The organism is Streptomyces sp. JH002 (assembly GCF_050916115.1).
GTDB classification, from domain to species: Bacteria; Actinomycetota; Actinomycetes; order Streptomycetales; family Streptomycetaceae; genus Streptomyces; species Streptomyces xiamenensis.
Map to the genome: position 1 here is coordinate 3,274,091 of NZ_CP087989.1, position 15,809 is coordinate 3,289,899.

Annotated in this window: 14 protein-coding genes; 7 read left to right on the forward strand and 7 right to left on the reverse strand. The window is 69.0% G+C overall.

The genetic code is table 11. The features are described 5' to 3' along the window. Positions 1-10: 10 nt before the first annotated feature. On the forward strand, positions 11-1,591 hold the full coding sequence (locus H7827_RS14890; protein WP_432745690.1) for a CCA tRNA nucleotidyltransferase: 1,581 nt from the start codon (positions 11-13) through the stop codon (positions 1,589-1,591). Here H7827_RS14890 and H7827_RS14895 read toward each other — a convergent pair. From H7827_RS14895 to H7827_RS14905, 3 genes are all read right to left on the reverse strand, one after another. Next, entirely contained in the window at positions 1,563-2,891 is a 1,329-nt protein-coding gene (locus H7827_RS14895; protein ID WP_432745692.1) for an MFS transporter, read from the reverse strand. The two genes, H7827_RS14890 and H7827_RS14895, sit on opposite strands and share 29 nt — an antisense overlap. Positions 2,892-2,903: 12 nt before the next feature. After that, a complete protein-coding gene (locus H7827_RS14900) occupies positions 2,904-4,340 on the reverse strand; it encodes a glycosyltransferase family 87 protein (RefSeq protein ID WP_432745694.1) in 1,437 nt (478 codons plus the stop codon). A gap of 63 nt (positions 4,341-4,403) precedes the next feature. Next, on the reverse strand, positions 4,404-7,076 hold the full coding sequence (locus H7827_RS14905; RefSeq protein WP_432745696.1) for a transglycosylase domain-containing protein: 2,673 nt from the start codon (positions 7,074-7,076) through the stop codon (positions 4,404-4,406). Positions 7,077-7,487: 411 nt separating this feature from the next. On the opposite strand from H7827_RS14905, the gene H7827_RS14910 reads away from it, so the two are divergent. Both H7827_RS14910 and H7827_RS14915 read left to right on the forward strand, forming a co-directional pair. Continuing rightward, positions 7,488-8,120, forward strand: coding sequence for a PadR family transcriptional regulator (locus H7827_RS14910; RefSeq protein ID WP_432745698.1), 633 nt, complete (start codon positions 7,488-7,490; stop codon positions 8,118-8,120). Between the two features lie 71 nt (positions 8,121-8,191). After that, a complete protein-coding gene (locus tag H7827_RS14915) occupies positions 8,192-9,274 on the forward strand; it encodes an inositol-3-phosphate synthase (protein ID WP_432745700.1) in 1,083 nt (360 codons plus the stop codon). 84 nt (positions 9,275-9,358) lie between these two features. On the opposite strand, the gene H7827_RS14920 is transcribed toward H7827_RS14915, so the two are convergent. The 3 genes from H7827_RS14920 to H7827_RS14930 form a co-directional block, all read right to left on the reverse strand. Continuing rightward, positions 9,359-10,390 (reverse strand): alanine racemase, encoded by a 1,032-nt coding sequence (locus H7827_RS14920; RefSeq protein WP_030732533.1) that lies wholly within the window; start codon positions 10,388-10,390, stop codon positions 9,359-9,361. A gap of 94 nt (positions 10,391-10,484) precedes the next feature. Beyond that, positions 10,485-11,603: a lipid II:glycine glycyltransferase FemX gene (locus H7827_RS14925; protein ID WP_030732531.1), complete on the reverse strand. Its 1,119-nt coding sequence runs from the start codon at positions 11,601-11,603 to the stop codon at positions 10,485-10,487. Between the two features lie 185 nt (positions 11,604-11,788). Then, on the reverse strand, positions 11,789-12,091 hold the full coding sequence (locus H7827_RS14930) for a hypothetical protein (protein WP_386541355.1): 303 nt from the start codon (positions 12,089-12,091) through the stop codon (positions 11,789-11,791). A 205-nt stretch (positions 12,092-12,296) separates the two neighbouring features. Between H7827_RS14930 and rpsF the strand changes: the two genes are divergently transcribed. The 4 genes from rpsF to rplI all read left to right on the forward strand — a co-directional run bounded on the left by rpsF (position 12,297) and on the right by rplI (position 14,048). Next, a complete protein-coding gene (rpsF, locus tag H7827_RS14935; RefSeq protein WP_030732527.1) occupies positions 12,297-12,587 on the forward strand; it encodes a 30S ribosomal protein S6 in 291 nt (96 codons plus the stop codon). A 101-nt stretch (positions 12,588-12,688) separates the two neighbouring features. Next, a complete protein-coding gene (locus H7827_RS14940) occupies positions 12,689-13,264 on the forward strand; it encodes a single-stranded DNA-binding protein (RefSeq protein WP_364240474.1) in 576 nt (191 codons plus the stop codon). A 75-nt stretch (positions 13,265-13,339) separates the two neighbouring features. Then, positions 13,340-13,576: a 30S ribosomal protein S18 gene (gene rpsR, locus H7827_RS14945; RefSeq protein WP_003978893.1), complete on the forward strand. Its 237-nt coding sequence runs from the start codon at positions 13,340-13,342 to the stop codon at positions 13,574-13,576. 19 nt (positions 13,577-13,595) lie between these two features. Then, the gene (gene rplI, locus H7827_RS14950) at positions 13,596-14,048 is read left to right on the forward strand and encodes a 50S ribosomal protein L9 (protein ID WP_030732522.1); all 453 of its coding nucleotides are present in this window, start codon (positions 13,596-13,598) and stop codon (positions 14,046-14,048) included. A gap of 169 nt (positions 14,049-14,217) precedes the next feature. On the opposite strand, the gene H7827_RS14955 is transcribed toward rplI, so the two are convergent. Further along, on the reverse strand, positions 14,218-15,549 hold the full coding sequence (locus H7827_RS14955) for an MATE family efflux transporter (protein WP_432745705.1): 1,332 nt from the start codon (positions 15,547-15,549) through the stop codon (positions 14,218-14,220). Positions 15,550-15,809 lie beyond the last annotated feature (260 nt).

Sequence of the window (15,809 nt, forward strand, 5' to 3'; positions counted from 1 at the left end):
CATGGTAACGATGCCTGACGGGGCTCCGTGCCCGGGAGCGGGCCGGGGAAGCGGCGGTTCGGTGAGGGTGGGCCACGTACCCTGTGATGTTGTGCCGAACGACAGGAAAGACACCCACGCCCCGCAGTCCCTCCCCGTGCTGAGCCAGGTGCAGCAGCAGGCCGTGAGTGAGTTGTTGCGGGTCTCCCCCATCGCCGATGATCTCGCCAGGCGGTTCGAGGCAGCGGGCTTCTCGCTGGCCCTGGTGGGCGGCTCGGTGCGCGACGCGCTGCTGGGGCGGCTGGGCAACGATCTCGACTTCACCACGGATGCCAGGCCACAGGACGTGCTGCGCATTGTGCGGCCCTGGGCGGACGCGGTGTGGGAGGTGGGGATCGCCTTCGGCACGGTCGGCTGTCGCAAGCGGGCCCCAGAAGAGGGGCAAAACGGCTCGGGCGATGGTCAGCGTGACTATCAGCTGGAGATCACCACCTATCGGTCGGAGGCGTACGACCGGGACTCCCGCAAACCGGAGGTCGCCTACGGGGACTCCCTGGAGGAGGACCTGCTGCGCCGGGACTTCACCATCAACGCGATGGCGGTGGCCCTGCCGCGCAAGGAGTTCATCGACCCGCACCACGGCCTGGAGGACCTGGCCCGCAGGGTGCTGCGTACCCCCGGGACACCGGAGGCGTCGTTCTCCGACGATCCGCTGCGGATGCTGCGGGCCGCCCGGTTCGCCGCCCAGCTGGACTTCCAGGTGGCCGACGAGGTGCGCGCCGCGATGACGGCGATGGCGGACCGTATCGCCATCGTCTCCGCCGAGCGGATCCGGGACGAGCTGAACAAGCTGGTACTGGCGGACCGCCCGCGCCGGGGACTGACCCTGCTGGTGGACACCGGCCTCGCCCGCCATGTGCTGCCGGAGCTGCCGGCGCTGCGGCTGGAGCGGGACGAACACCACCGGCACAAGGATGTCTACGAGCACAGCCTGACGGTGCTGGAGCAGGCCATCGCGCTGGAGACCGAGGGCCCCGATCTGACGCTGCGGCTCGCGGCGCTGCTGCACGACATCGGCAAGCCGAAGACGCGACGCTTCGAGAAGGACGGCCGGGTCTCCTTCCACCACCACGAGATGGTCGGTGCCAAGCTGACCAAGGCCCGCATGATCAAGCTCAAGTACCCCAATGAGCTGGTGAAGGACGTCTCCCGGCTGGTGGAGCTGCATCTGCGCTTCCACGGCTACGGCACGGGCGAGTGGACCGATTCCGCGGTGCGTCGCTACGTACGGGACGCCGGCCCTCTGCTGGACCGGCTGCACAAGCTGACCCGCTCGGACTGCACCACCCGGAACAAGCGGAAGGCGCTGGCGCTCTCCCAGTCCTACGACGGACTGGAGCTGCGGATCTCCCAGCTTCAGGAGCAGGAGGAACTGGACGCGATCCGTCCGGACCTCAACGGCAACGAGATCATGAAGATCCTCGACATCGGCCCGGGGCCCGAGATCGGTGAGGCCTACCGCCACCTCCTGGAGCTGCGCCTGGAGCACGGCCCGATGGAGCACGAGGCGGCCGTGGCCGCGCTCAAGGACTGGTGGGCGTCTCGGGGCTGACGGGCGGCAACGGCGGTGTTTCACGTGAAACAGTGCCGCGATGCAGCCGGAAGATGAGGGCCGCGGTGATGGCGAAGAGGGCGGACACCAGCAACAGCAGTTGCGCGGAGCGTCCGTCGGGCGGGAGCATCAGCGCGGCCAAACCGGCGGAGCTGACGAAGGCGATGTTGAACAGCATGTCGTAGAGGGCGAAGATCCGGCCCCGGTAGACATCGTCGATGGAGGACTGCACCACGGTGTCCGTGACGATCTTCGCGCCCTGTGAGGTCAGCCCGAGCACGAAGGCGGCGATCAGCATGGGCACCGGGTGGAAGGGCAGCCCGAGGGGAGGCAGCAGTACGGCGGCAGTGGCGGCGCAGAGGGAGAACCAGCCCAGCCGTCCCCACCGCGTCACCGCGCCGGGGGTCAGCACAGCGGCGGCGAAGAAGCCGGCGCCGGTGCTGCCGACCGCGAGTCCGAGCAGCGTCATGCCGCTGCCATTGCCGTCGTTGCCCCAGGAGTTGCGGGCCAGCATCAGCAGCATCACCAGCAGCGCGCCGTAGCCGAAACGCATCAGCACCACTCCGGCCAGCGCCCAGGAAGCCAACCGGCGCTGGGTGAGATGCCGCAGCCCGGCAGCCAGTCCCCGCGCGGTGGAGGCGACCGCGGCCATCACCCGCGGCTGAATCTCAGCCGGGTTCGGCCCCAGCAGATCCCGGCCCATCCGCAGGGCGGCGACGCCGGCTGCGCCGTAGATCAGCGAGGCCGCGATCAGCGCCAGCGCGTCCTCACTGACGGCGGTGTGGGTGAGTGCCTGGGTCACCAGGGTCACCCCGCCGCCCACCGTGGCGGCGAGCGTGCCGGCGGTCGGGGACAGCGCGTTGGCGACCACCAGACGGTCCGGATCCACCACCCGTGGCAGCGAAGCGGAGAGTCCGGCCAGGATGAAGCGGTTGACCCCGGTCACCGAGAGCGCCGAGAGATAGAAGAGCCAGTTGGGCACGCCGTGAAGCACCAGCGCACAGGTGACGGCCGCCATCACCGACCGCAGCAGATTCCCGTAGAGCAGCACCTGGCGCCGGCGCCAGCGGTCCAGCAGGACACCGGCGAACGGGCCGAGGAGTGAGTAGGGGAGCAGCAGTACGGCCATGGCCGCCGCGATATCGCCCGGGGTGGTCTGCTGCTCGGGGGAGAAGACCACATAGGTGGCCAGCCCGACCTGGAAGGCGCCGTCGGAGAACTGGGAGAGCAGCCGGACGGTCAGCAACCGCCGGAAGTTGGGGAAGCGCCACAGCGTCCGGAGATCGGTGACGACAGTCACGCGTTCCGCCCTTCATGTTTCACGTGAAACGCCCCAGCCGATGGCGGAGGACCGGCGGCGCAGGGTGAAGACATCGGGCGCACCGTCCAGGACACCTCCTCCTGGGTCGTCGGACCCACCACGGCGGATCACATCATGATCGGGCCGTAGCGCATCGCGAACGATCATCACACAGAGATAGAGCGTGCCCAAGAGATGTGCTGCGATGGCCAGCTGATAGCCGCCCACCGGCAGCCCTTCATTGCCGTCGCCGGTGATGTACGCGAGATACATCCAGATGCCGAAGAAGTAGAGCACCTCACCGGCCTGCCAGATGAGGAAGTCCCGCCAGCGGGGGCGGGCCAGAGCGGCGAGGGGGATCAGCCAGAGCACGTACTGCGGTGAGTAGACCTTGTTGGTGAGGATGAAGACGGCCACGACGAGGAAGGCCAACTGCGCCAGCCGGGGACGGCGCGGCGCCCGGAGTGCCAGCAGCGCGATGCCGGCGAAGCCGAGCAGCGTCAGCGCCGTGGCGTAGGTGTTGACCGCGTCCAGCGGAAAGTCGGTGCGCTGGGCGAGGATGAGCCAGAACGAACCGAAGTCCACGGGCCGTTCCTCGCTGAAGGTGTAGAAGGTCGCCCAGCCCTCCCAGGCCAGCAGCATCACCGGACCGTTCACCACCAGCCAGGCCCCGGCGGCGCTCAGCAGCGTGGTCGCGAACTCCCGCAGCCGCCCGGCCCGCCAGCACAGCAGGAACAAGGGGCCGAGCAGCAGCAGCGGATAGAGCTTGGCGGCGGTGGCGAGCCCGAGGAGCACCCCGGTGGCGAGCGGCCTGCCGCGCGACCACATCAACAGCGCCCCGCACAGGAGCGCCCCGGCCAGCAGGTCCCAGTTGATGGTGGCGGTCAGCGCCAGCGCGGGGGCGAGCGCCACCAGCAGCCCGTCCCAGGGCCGGTCCCGGTGGATGCGGCTGACACAGCCCGCGATGACCGCCGCACAGATCAGCAGCATCCCCGCGTTGACGAGCCAGTACAGCTGCGCGGGCGCCGGGGTGGTGATGGCGGCCGGGGTGAGCCAGGCGGCGACCTCCATGAACAGCCCGGTGAGCACCGGGTATTCGAGAAAGTCCTTGTCGGGGGAGAGGGTGTCGGGGATGCGGTCGAAGTAGGGGATCAGCCCGTCCGCGAAGCCCCGCCCGTAGTAGAGGTGCGGGATGTCCGAGTAGCACGCCTGGGTGTACTGGGCGGTGGGCCCGCCGACCCAGCTGTCCGTGTAGCAGGGCAGCTTCTGCACCATGCCGAGGGCGAACATCCCGATCATCACGAGCACGATGACCCGGGCCGGGTTCCACCACCCCCGCCCGGGGGCGACCCGCTTCCCCGCGGGCCCCCCGATCAGCTCACTGCCGGCGGCGGCCACCTCATCATGCGTGGTGGGCCGTACGGGCACGGGTGGGGTGGTCGGTGCCATGCCCACAATCCTGCCGTACGACCCACCAGGGTCAGCCGATGACTCGGCTAGCTGTCAGAACCGCTAACCGGTTCCTCCGCTCCACCAGCCGGAAGCTCCGCTGTCGGAATCCCCGCTGGAGTCGGTTTCTCCGGAGCCCGCGTCCGCTCCGGCGTCTGCTCCCGCGTCCGCTCCGGAGTCGGTGCCGGTGCCGCCCTCGTTGTTGCCGGCGTTGCCCCCGCCCGGGAGGCCGTTCCCCCCGCTGTCGTTGCCCTGGGAGCCGCCACCGCTGGCGCAGTTCTGGTCTCCGGGCTGACAGGAGTCGGTCGGGTCCGGGTCCGGGTCGGCCGGCGGGTCGGGCTCCGGGTCGGTCTCCGGCTCCTCGGTCTCATCCGTCTCCGGCTCGTCGGGCTCATCCGTCTCCTCGACCGGCGGCGGGTCGGGCAGCTCGGGCTCGGTGCCGATGCCGCGATACTCCTCGCCGATCTTGCCGGGCTTGGGGAAGTCCTCGACGGGGTCGTTCTTGGTGGCTTCCTTCATGAAGCCGAGCCAGATGTCGGCGGGGAGCGACCCACCCGTGATCTTCTCCATCCCGGCGGTGCCGCGCATGGAGAGGAACTTGCGGTCCGCGGGGTCGATGTCCTCGGAGTCCGGGAAGCGCCACATGCCGATCGCGGTGGACAACTGCTTCGTGTAGCCGACGAACCAGGCGCTGTTGTTGCCGTCCGTGGTGCCCGTCTTGGCGGCGACGGGTCGCCCGAGCGCCTGGACCTTCCGGCCACTGCCCTGTTCACCGGTCACCACATTGACCAGTACATCGGTGACATTGTCGGCGATGTTGGCTTCGAAGTGCCGCTCGGGATTCGTCTCGTGCTCGTAGACGGACACACCTTCGAGCTCCGCGTGGGTCACGAAGTACGGATCGGCCTGCTCGCCGCTGGCCGCGAAGGTGGCATACGCGGTGGCCATGCGGATCGGTCCGGGGGTGGAGACACCGAGGGCGAAGGAGGGAACACTGTCGTCCGCCGGACCCAGGGTGCCTTCCAGCAGCCCCGCGTCCATGGCGGCCTCTTTGACCTTGGCCGGGCCGATATCCATGCCCAACTGGACGAAGGGGGAGTTGGAGGAGATCTCCATCGCACGGCGAATGGTGATGTCCCCCTCTTCACCGGCCTCGAAGTTCGGCTGATGCCAGGGCTCGTCCTCGCCGGTCTCGGGGTCCTCGCCGTACCAGATCTCCCCGTCGTAGGTGCGGATCAGCAGATTGTTCTCGCTGGAGTAGACGCTCTCCGGCGAGATCGGGGTGCGGTCCTTGTCCGGCTGGTCGGCCGGCTTCTCCGGATCCCGCACGCCGTCGCGCATCGCCGCCGCCAGGACGAAGGGCTTGAAGGTCGAACCGACCTGGGCCCCGGCGTTGTTGGCGTTGTTCAGGTAGTGCTCGACCGCGTTGTGCCCGCCGTAGATGGCGACCACCGCACCGTCACCGGGGACCACCGCCGCGCCGCCGAACTGGACGTGCTCGTCCTCTTCGCGGTTCTCCGGGTCCAGGTTGTCGTCGATGACCTGCTGGACCGCCTCCTCCATCTGGTTCACCATCTCCTGGTTGAAGGTGGTATGGATGGAGTAACCGCCCATGGCGAGCTTGTCCGCGTCGACGTCGATGTCGTCGTTGTTGATCAGGTAGTTGTCGGCCAGCTCCTTCAGGTAGCCGATCTGGCCGGCCAGGTTGGTCGCCGGCTTGAGCTCCTGCGGCGTCGGGAACTCGGTGTACTCGTTGCGCTCCGACGCGTCCATATTGCCGACCGCGACCCGGCGGTCCAGGACCGTCACCCACTGGTTGGTGGCCCGCTCGGTGTTGGCCGCGGCGCGCTCCGCACCGCCGGTACCGCCCGAGGTGTCGTACAGATCGGCGCCCTTCAGCAGGGTGGTGAGGTAGGCACACTCATTGGCGTTGAGGTCCTTGGCGTCCTTGTCGTAGTACGCCCGGGCCGCCGCCTGGATGCCGTAGGCCCCCCGGCCGAAGTACGCGGTGTTGAGGTACCCGGCCATGATCTCTTCTTTGGGTACGTCGGAGGACACCTTGACCGAGATCAGCAGTTCCTTGAACTTACGGCTCAGCGTCTGGCTCTGGTCCAGGTACATGTTCTTCACGTACTGCTGGGTGATGGTCGAGCCGGACTGGGTGTCCCCGCCCTGGGCCATGTTCACCACGGCACGGGCGATGCCCTTGAGGTCGACACCCGGGTCGTCCCAGAACGTCGCGTTCTCCGCGGCGACCACCGAGTCCACCATGTCGGTGGGGATCTCGGTGAACGGGATGATCTGCCGGTTGTAGTCACCGCCGCCCGCGACGACCATCTCCGTGCCGTCGTCCCAGTAGTAGACGTTCTTCTGGCTCTCGGCGGTCTTGTTCACGTCCGGGATGTCGACCATCGCGTACGCCAGGCCGACCAGACCGACCAGCATGCCCATGAAGATGATCGCCGAGCCCAGGACCTGCTTCCAGGACGGCAGCCAGCGGCGCGCGCCCGTGTGCTGGGCGCGTGGGTAGTCGATGAATCGCTTTTTCGGGGGGGGCTCCGGCCGACGCCTGGCGGCGCGGCGGCCCGCGCCTTCGGCCGCGTTCGCGGCTGCCTCGCGCCGATGCCCGCTCCCGCCGCTCTCCTCGCGCGGCGGCGGCGGCGCGGCCCGGCGGCCGGAAGGCGCCGCGGCGCGGCGGCCGCGCGATTGCGGCGGCTTGCGACGGTGCTCGCTCATGGACAGCTACTCCTCGGACAGACGTGAGACGTCTGCTGCGGCAATGACGTGTGGTGTCTTGCAGTCCCCCCGTTGTGCGCGGCCCGGCCAATGGCCTGGACGCACGTCACCGTGAACGAGGACGCTGAATTCGGCCCCAGGGTTCCCGGACAGTGATCCGCACACGGGGTTCAGGGTACGCAGCCCCAAAGACCAATTTTCCTGGCATAACAGCCACTTCGGTCATTTAACTTTCAGTGAAGCGAAGATGTGATCCCCTTCACCAGGACCCCTCTTGCAGCACCTCTCGGGCCGTTCTATCGTGGCGATGTATCGGGCCGATACATCGACCCAATACATCGCACCAGCGATACAGACCGTTCAGACACAGCACGACACGACAGGCAGTCCACCAGGGAGGTGATTCCAGCCGTGAGCCGACGCTCCGGAGTCCTGGAGTTCGCCGTACTCGGGCTCCTGCGGGAATCCCCGATGCACGGGTACGAGCTGCGCAAGCGGCTCAACACCTCGCTGGGCGTCTTCCGGGCGTTCAGCTACGGCTCCCTCTACCCCTGTCTCAAGACGCTGGTCCAGCACGGATGGCTCGCCGAGGAGCCCGGCAGCGACGCGGAGGACCCACGGGCCACCGCGCTGTCGGGGCGGCGCGCCCGTATCGTCTACCGGCTCACGGGCCCTGGCAAGGAACGCTTCGAGGAGCTTCTGACCCAGACCGGCCCCGACGCCTGGGAAGACGACAACTTCGGTGTCCGGTTCGCTTTCTTCGGCCAGACCTCACGTGATGTACGGATGCGGGTGCTGGAAGGCCGCCGCAGCCGCCTGGAGGAGCGTCTCGCCAAGATGCGCGCCTCCCTGGTCCGTACCCGGGAGAAGCTGGACGACTACACGCTGGAGCTGCAGCGCCACGGCATGGAGTCCGTGGAGCGCGAGGTCCGCTGGCTCAATGAGCTGATCGAGAGCGAGCGGGAGGGCCGCGAGCGCGGCACCGCTCCGCCGGGTGGTTCCGGTCCGCCGGGTGGCTCCGGCGACAACGACACCACCACTTGACCATCACTTGACAATTCCGGGCCCCGCGACGGCGTGGGGCCATGCCGAAACACACACAGGGAGCAACCGGAATGGGTTCGGTTCGCGTAGCCATCGCCGGCGTGGGCAACTGCGCCGCCTCGCTGGTACAGGGCGTCGAGTACTACAAGGACGCCGCCCCGGACAGCCGGGTGCCGGGTCTGATGCATGTCCAGTTCGGCGACTACCACGTCTCGGACATCGAGTTCGTGGCCGCGTTCGACGTCGACTCCAAGAAGGTCGGCCTCGACCTGGCGGACGCCATCGGCGCCAGCGAGAACAACACCATCAAGATCGCCGACGTGCCGGCCACCGGCGTCACCGTCCAGCGCGGCCAGACCCTGGACGGCCTGGGCAAGTACTACCGCGAGACCATCGTGGAGGCCGACGCCGAGCCCGTCGACATCGTGAAGGTCCTCAAGGACACCAAGGCCGACGTCCTGGTCTGCTACCTGCCGGTCGGCTCCGAGGACGCCGCCAAGTACTACGCGCAGGCCGCCATCGACGCCAAGGTCGCCTTCGTCAACGCGCTCCCGGTCTTCATCGCCGGCACCAAGGAGTGGGCGGACAAGTTCACCGAGGCCGGTGTCCCGATCGTCGGTGACGACATCAAGTCCCAGGTCGGCGCCACCATCACGCACCGCGTCATGGCCAAGCTGTTCGAGGACCGCGGGGTCATCCTGGACCGCACCATGCAGCTGAACGTCGGCGGCAACATGGACTTCAAGAACATGCTGGAGCGCGACCGGCTCGAGTCCAAGAAGGTCTCCAAGACCCAGGCCGTCACCTCCCAGATCCGCGACCGCGAGCTGGGCGAGGGCAACGTGCACATCGGCCCCTCCGACTACGTCGCGTGGCTCGATGACCGCAAGTGGGCGTACGTCCGCCTCGAGGGCCGCGCCTTCGGCGACGTGCCGCTGAACCTGGAGTACAAGCTGGAGGTCTGGGACTCCCCCAACTCCGCCGGTGTGATCATCGATGCGCTGCGCGCCGCGAAGATCGCCAAGGACCGCGGCGTCGGTGGCCCCATCACCTCCGCGTCCTCGTACTTCATGAAGTCCCCGCCGGTCCAGTTCTTCGACGACGAGGCCCGCGACAACGTGGAGAAGTTCATCAACGGCGAGCTGGAGCGCTGAGCAACGCTCACGCGACACGCTCCCCCATGACGGCGGCCCGGGCATCTGCCCGGGCCGCCGTCATGGATCAGGAGATACGTCCGCTCACTCGTCGACGACCCGGTCCACCTGCGTGGTGGTGTGCCGCAGGATCGCCCGCAGCTCGTCCCCGACCTTGGGTCCCTTGGACTCGGCCGGCACGAACAGGATCGACACCTGCATGTGCGGCGGCTCCGCGAACCACCGCTGCTTGCCGTCCCACACGAACGGCGACAGGTTGCGGTTCACCGTGGCCAGCCCGGCCCGCGCCATCCCCTTCGCCCGCGAGGACATCCCGTGCAGCGCCTTGGGCGCCTCCAGGCCCACGCCGTGCGAGGTGCCACCGGCCACCACCGCCAGCCAGCCGTCCCCGGGCGCCTTCTGCTGCCGGTACCCGAAGCGGTCCCCCTTGGCCACCGGCGTCACATCGAGCACCGCGCCGCGGTACTCCGTCGCCGTGTGGTCCCCCAGCCACAGCCGGGTGCCGATCCGCGCCCGGAACCGGGTCTGCGGGAACTGCTGGCGCAGCCGGTTCAGCTCCTCGGCGCTGAGGTGGCTCACGAACATGGTGTCCAGCGGCAGCCGGGCGGCCCGCAGCCGGTCCATCCAGCCGATGACCTCCTCCACCCCGTCGGTGCCATCGGTGCGGTCCAGCGGCAGGTGGATCGCGAAGCCCTCAAGACGCACGTCCTCCAGCGCCGCGCTCAGCTTCCCCAGATCCGCCGGTGTCACCCCGTGCCGGCGCATCGAGCTCATCACCTCGACGACCACCCGGGACCCCACCAGCCCGTACACGCCGTCCACCGAGGAGGCCGAACGAATCACCCGATCGGGGAGAGGCACCGGCTCCTCGCTCCGCCGGTAGGGGGTCAGCACCAGCAGGTCGCCGCTGAAGCGGTCCTTCATGGCCTCGGCCTCGTACGCCGTGCCGACCGCCAGCGTCTCGATGCCCAGCTCGGTGACCTCCTCGGCGAGCCGGTCGTGACCGAAGCCGTAGCCATTGCCCTTGCAGACCGGCACCAGGTCGGGGAAGTCGGCGACGATCTTCCGCTGGTGCGCCCGCCAGCGGTCGGTGTCGACGTAAAGGGTGAGCGCCATGGCCGGGAGGGACCCTTCTGTTGGGGTTGTACGAGGTGGGAAGGGGTGTGGGGGGTGAGGGAACGCGGTGGGGGCGGGGTGCGGGTCGGCGTCGTCAGCGTCGCGACATGTAGATGTCGAGCGCCTTGTGCAGCAGCTTGTTGAGCGGGAAATCCCACTCGCCCAGGTACTCGGCCGCCTCCCCGCCCGTACCCACCTTGAACTGGATCAGGCCGAAGAGATGGTCCGTGTCCTCCAGCGAGTCGCCGATGCCCCGCAGGTCGTACACGTGGGCCCCCAGCGCCTGGGCGTCCTGGAGCATGCGCCACTGCATCGCGTTGGAGGGCCGCACCTCACGCTTGTGGTTCGCGGAGGCACCGTACGAATACCACACATGGCCGCCCACGATCAGCATGGTGGCGGCGGCCACCGCCTCTCCCTCGTGCTTGGCGATGTACAGCCGCATGCGGTCCGGGTCCTCGGAGTTGAGCGCCTTCCACATGCGCTCGAAGTACGCCAGCGGGCGCGGCCGGAACTTGTCACGGACCGCGGTGACCTCGTACAGCTCCTGCCACAGCGGCAGATCGTCGTAGCTGCCCCGCACCACCTCGACGCCGGCCTTCTCGGCCTTCTTGATGTTGCGGCGCCACAGCTGGTTGAAGCCCTTGTGGACATCCTCCAGGGAGCGGTCCTTGAGCGGGATCTGGAAGACGTAGCGGGGCTGGACGTCGCCGAACCCGGCGCCCTCCTCCTCGCCCTGCTGCCAGCCCATCCGGCGCAGCTTGTCGGAGACCTCGAAGGCGCGCGGCTCCAGCTCGCTGGCCTCGACGTCGCGCAGCCGCTTGACCTCGGGGTTCTGGATGCCCGCCTTGATGGCGGCGGCGTTCCAGCGGCGGATGACCACCGGCGGGCCCATCTTGACCGAGAACGCACCCTGCTTCTTGAGGTGCGCGAGCATCGGCCGCAGCCACTCCTCCAGGTTGGGCGCGAACCAGTTGATGACCGGGCCCTCGGGGAGGTACGCGAGGTAGCGCTTGACCTTGGGCAGCTGCCGGTAGAGGACGAGGCCCGCGCCCACGCAGACACCGGACGTGTCGAACCAGCCCAGGGACTCCGTCCGCCACTCGGCCTTGACATCGCCCCAGGCCGGCACCTGCATGTGGCTGGCGGCCGGCAGGGAGCGGATATACGCCAGATGCTCCTCGCGGCTGATGGTCCTCAGGGTCAGGCTCATTCGGGGCGCTCCTTGGGCGTCAATCGCGGCGTCTGGCGGGAAGCCTAGCGGCGCGGTGGACGCCGGGGGCGCGGCGGCCTGCCCGGGGGGCCGGATCGGGGCGGCCGCAGGCGCGGGGCGGGGGCGTTCCCGTACCGGCCCGGCGCACGGGTGGAACAGCGCCGGGCCGTGGCCGCAGGGCCCGGTCAGCCCAGGACGCCGCCGAACAGGCCGCCGTGCGCCATGCCGAGATAGAAGCCGGTGGCGGCGGCGCCCAGGCCGATGACCAGCACGAAGCGTTCGGCCGTGGTGGCGGACACCAGCTGGCCCCAGCCGCCGGTGGCGATGCCCGCCAGGCCGGCCCAGGAGGCCGCCAGGTGCATGCCGGGCCACAGGGAGAGAAGGAGGGCCGCCGGGCCGAGGACCGCGGTGACGGCGGCGAGGATGTTGGGGACGGGGTGGGAATGGCCGTCGGAGTTGAAGACGCTGCTGAGCGTCATGTGGGCCATGGGGAACCTCCTGCGGAGCGCTGCGGAAGCCGTGTACCCGATCTCTCCAGGTTGCTCGGGTCGGGGCCGGATTTCAACCGGAAGGTGCTCGCCGGGTACGGTGTACTGTCCCGTGCTTCGTCACTGACGGCAGGGGACACGCATCACGACCCTCCTGCCACGGATCGCCCGTGGCCGCCTGAGTCCAGAGGAGGTGGGTTCCACAATGCGTCAGTACGAACTGATGATCATCCTCGATCCCGATCTTGAGGAGCGCTCTGTCGCCCCGCTGATCGAGAGCTTCCTTGCTGTCGTCCGTGAGGGCAACGGCAAGGTCGAGAAGATCGACACGTGGGGTCGCCGTCGGCTCTCCTACGAGATCAACAAGAAGCCCGAGGGCATCTACTCCGTCATCGACCTGCAGGCAGCCCCCGAGACCGTCAAGGAACTCGACCGGCAGCTGAACCTCAACGAGTCGGTTCTGCGGACCAAGGTCCTCCGTCCCTCGACCCACTGAGCATCACGCTCCGCGGGATCAGCGGGACACCGAGTAGCGATGTCAGTGCCATAAGTAATCATCGCAGCAACAGCAGTTAGCACCCCGCCGAGAGGTTCACCATGGCAGGCGAGACCGTCATCACGATTGTCGGCAATCTGGTCGACGACCCCGAGCTGCGCTTCACCCCCTCAGGTGCGGCGGTCGCGAAGTTCCGTGTCGCGTCCACGCCGCGCATCTTCGACCGGCAGAGCAACGAGTGGCGGGACGGCGAAGGCCTGTTCCTGACCTGCTCCGTCTGGCGGCAGGCGGCGGAGAACGTCGCCGAGTCCCTGACCAAGGGGATGCGTGTCATCGTGCAGGGCCGCCTCAAGCAGCGGTCGTACGAGGACCGGGAGGGCATCAAGCGCACGGTCTACGAGCTGGACGTCGAGGAAGTCGGCCCCAGCCTGAAGACCGCGACTGCCAAGGTCACCCGGGGCGCGAGCGGCGGCGGCCGCGGCGGTCAGGGTGGCGGCAGCGGCTGGGGCGGTGGCCCCGGTGGCGGCCAGGGCCAGCAGCAGGGCGGTGGCGGCGCTCCCGGGGGTGACCCGTGGGCGACCGGCGCGCCGGCCAGTGGTGGCCAGCAAAGCGGCGGTGGTAACGGCTGGGGCGGCGGTGGCTCCGGCGGTGGCTACTCGGAGGAGCCCCCGTTCTGAGGCCCGCCCCGGCGGGCTGAAGGGAACGGCCGGGCTCGGCTATTCACTTCTTATTGAGATCAACGGAGAGAGACCATGGCGAAGCCGCCTGCTCGCAAGCCAAAGAAGAAGGTTTGCGTGTTCTGCAAGGAGAAGATCTCCTATGTGGACTACAAGGACACGAACCTGCTGCGGAAGTTCATTTCCGACCGCGGGAAGATCCGTGCCCGCCGGGTCACCGGCAACTGCACCCAGCACCAGCGTGACGTCGCCACGGCCGTGAAGAACAGCCGTGAGATGGCGCTGCTGCCCTACACCTCGACCGCGCGCTAAGGAAGGATGGTTCAGCATCATGAAGATCATCCTGACGAGCGAGGTCTCCGGCCTGGGCACGGCCGGTGACGTTGTCGAGGTGAAGGACGGGTACGCCCGTAACTACCTGCTTCCCCGCGGTGTCGCGATCCGCTGGACCCGGGGTGGCGAGAAGGACGTCGAGCAGATCCGGCGCGCGCGCAAGATCCGCGAGATCGCCACGATCGAGCAGGCGAACGACATCAAGGCGCAGCTGGAGAAGGTCACGGTCCGCCTGAAGGTCCGTGCGGGCTCCGGCGGCCGGCTGTTCGGTTCGGTCACCCCCGCGGACATCGTCTCCGCGGTGAAGACCTCCGGTGGTCCCGATGTCGACAAGCGTCGCATCGAGCTCAGCAACCCGATCAAGAGCCTGGGTACCCACCAGGTCTCGGTCCGGCTGCACCCGGAGGTCGTGGCGAAGGTCGGACTGCACGTCGACTCGTCCGCGAAGTGAGCGGTCCGCGGTGATCCTTCGGTGATCCGCGGCACGCGGTAGGCAGTACCGGTACGGCGCCGGTCGCGTCCCGTCCCAGCAGGGCGGGGTCCGCGACCGGCGCCGTTTCCGTTGCCGTCCTGCGTCGCCGTCCTGCGTCGCCGTCCTCCGGTCCGCCCGGAGGCGGCGGTCAGGCGCGCTCGGCGCCGGTGATCAGCCAGCGTCCGGTGCGGGTGCGCAGCCCCAGGGTGACCAGGCGGGTGGCCATCATCAGTCCCGCCACCGCCCACCACAGGGTGCTGACGCCGCCGCCGATGGTGGGGACCAGCAGCGCCACGGGGGCGAAGACGGCGAGGGTGAGCAGCATGGCGGCGGCCAGGTAGGTGCCGTCGCCCGCGCCCATCAGGACGCCGTCCAGGACGAAGACCACCCCGGCGATGGGCTGGGTGACGGCGATGATCAGCAGGACCGGCAGCAGCCGCTCGTGCACGGCGTCGTCACCGGTGAACAGGGGCATGCCGAGGGGCCCGAGCACGGCGACCAGGGCGCCGAGCACGATCCCGGAGACGACGCCCCAGCCGATCATGCGGCGGCAGATCGCCCGGGCGCCGGCCGCGTCGCCCGCGCCCAGGTAGCGGCCGATGATGGCCTGGCCCGCGATGGCGATGGCGTCGAGGGCGAAGGCGAGCAGCGTCCAGATGGTCAGGGCGATCTGGTGGGCGGCGACGTCCGCGTCGCCGAGCCGGGCGGCGACCAGGGTGGCGAGCAGGGTGATGGCGCGCAGCGACAGGGTGCGGACCAGCAGCGGGGCGCCGGCCCTGGCACTGGCGCGGATGCCGGCAGGGACGGGGCGCAGGGCGACGTCGTGCCGGCGGGCGCCGGCCAGGACGGTGCGCAGATAGACGGCGGCCATGCCGAACTGGGCGATGACGGTGCCCCACGCGGAGCCGGCGATGCCCCAGCCGAGGCCGTAGATGAACAGCCCGTTGAGGGCGACGTTGGTGGTGAAGCCGCCGATGGCGACGTAGAGCGGGGTGCGGGTGTCCTGGAGGCCGCGCAGGACGCCGGTGGCGGCGAGCACGATGAGCATGGCGGGGATGCCGAGGATGCTGATGCGCAGGTAGGTGGTGGCGTGCGGGGCGGCCGTGGCGGAGGCGCCGAGGGCGTCGACGAGGGCCGGGGCGGCGGGGACGCCGATGAGGACGACGGCCAGGCCGAGGAGCGCGGCGAGCCAGATGCCGTCGATGCCCTGGCGCAGGGCGGCGGGCAGATCGCCGGCGCCGAGGCGGCGGGCGACGGCGGCGGTGGTGGCGTAGGCGAGGAAGACGAAGACGTTGACCGCGGTGGTGAGGATGGCGGCGGCGATGCCGAGGCCGGCGAGCTGGGGGGTGCCGAGGTGGCCGATCATGGCGCTGTCGGCGAGGAGGAAGAGGGGTTCGGCGACGAGGGCGCCGAAGGCGGGGAGGGCGAGGGTGAGTATCTCGCGGTCGTGGCGGCGGTGCGTGGCGCTCTGCTGGGACACGAGGAGATCCAAACATCCACAGGTAATAGACGCAATGGTTTTGTGATCCTTACCTCTGTCGGCCTCCGGTGTGATGTTCAGCGGGTGTTGACGTGAGCCCGCCGAGTGAACGGGTGTTCCCGTAATCGGGGGTGGGCGGACAGTGAACGCCCAGGTCAGAGTGGGTGTGAAGTGGATCATGGACGGGTGGTCGCGGAAGGGTGCCGCACCTTGTCCACAGGAAGCCCCGGCTTATCCACAGGCCGCGATCTGAAATCCAC

Coding starts and splice junctions, on each gene's coding strand:
- H7827_RS14900 (WP_432745694.1), bottom strand. CDS start 4,340: ATGGCACCGACCACCCCACCCGTGCCCGTACGGCCCACCACGCATGAT.
- rplI (WP_030732522.1), top strand. CDS start 13,596: ATGAAGATCATCCTGACGAGCGAGGTCTCCGGCCTGGGCACGGCCGGT.
- H7827_RS14930 (WP_386541355.1), bottom strand. CDS start 12,091: ATGGCCCACATGACGCTCAGCAGCGTCTTCAACTCCGACGGCCATTCC.
- H7827_RS14890 (WP_432745690.1), top strand. CDS start 11: ATGCCTGACGGGGCTCCGTGCCCGGGAGCGGGCCGGGGAAGCGGCGGT.
- rpsF (WP_030732527.1), top strand. CDS start 12,297: ATGCGTCAGTACGAACTGATGATCATCCTCGATCCCGATCTTGAGGAG.
- H7827_RS14905 (WP_432745696.1), bottom strand. CDS start 7,076: ATGAGCGAGCACCGTCGCAAGCCGCCGCAATCGCGCGGCCGCCGCGCC.
- H7827_RS14920 (WP_030732533.1), bottom strand. CDS start 10,390: ATGGCGCTCACCCTTTACGTCGACACCGACCGCTGGCGGGCGCACCAG.
- rpsR (WP_003978893.1), top strand. CDS start 13,340: ATGGCGAAGCCGCCTGCTCGCAAGCCAAAGAAGAAGGTTTGCGTGTTC.
- H7827_RS14925 (WP_030732531.1), bottom strand. CDS start 11,603: ATGAGCCTGACCCTGAGGACCATCAGCCGCGAGGAGCATCTGGCGTAT.
- H7827_RS14915 (WP_432745700.1), top strand. CDS start 8,192: ATGGGTTCGGTTCGCGTAGCCATCGCCGGCGTGGGCAACTGCGCCGCC.
- H7827_RS14940 (WP_364240474.1), top strand. CDS start 12,689: ATGGCAGGCGAGACCGTCATCACGATTGTCGGCAATCTGGTCGACGAC.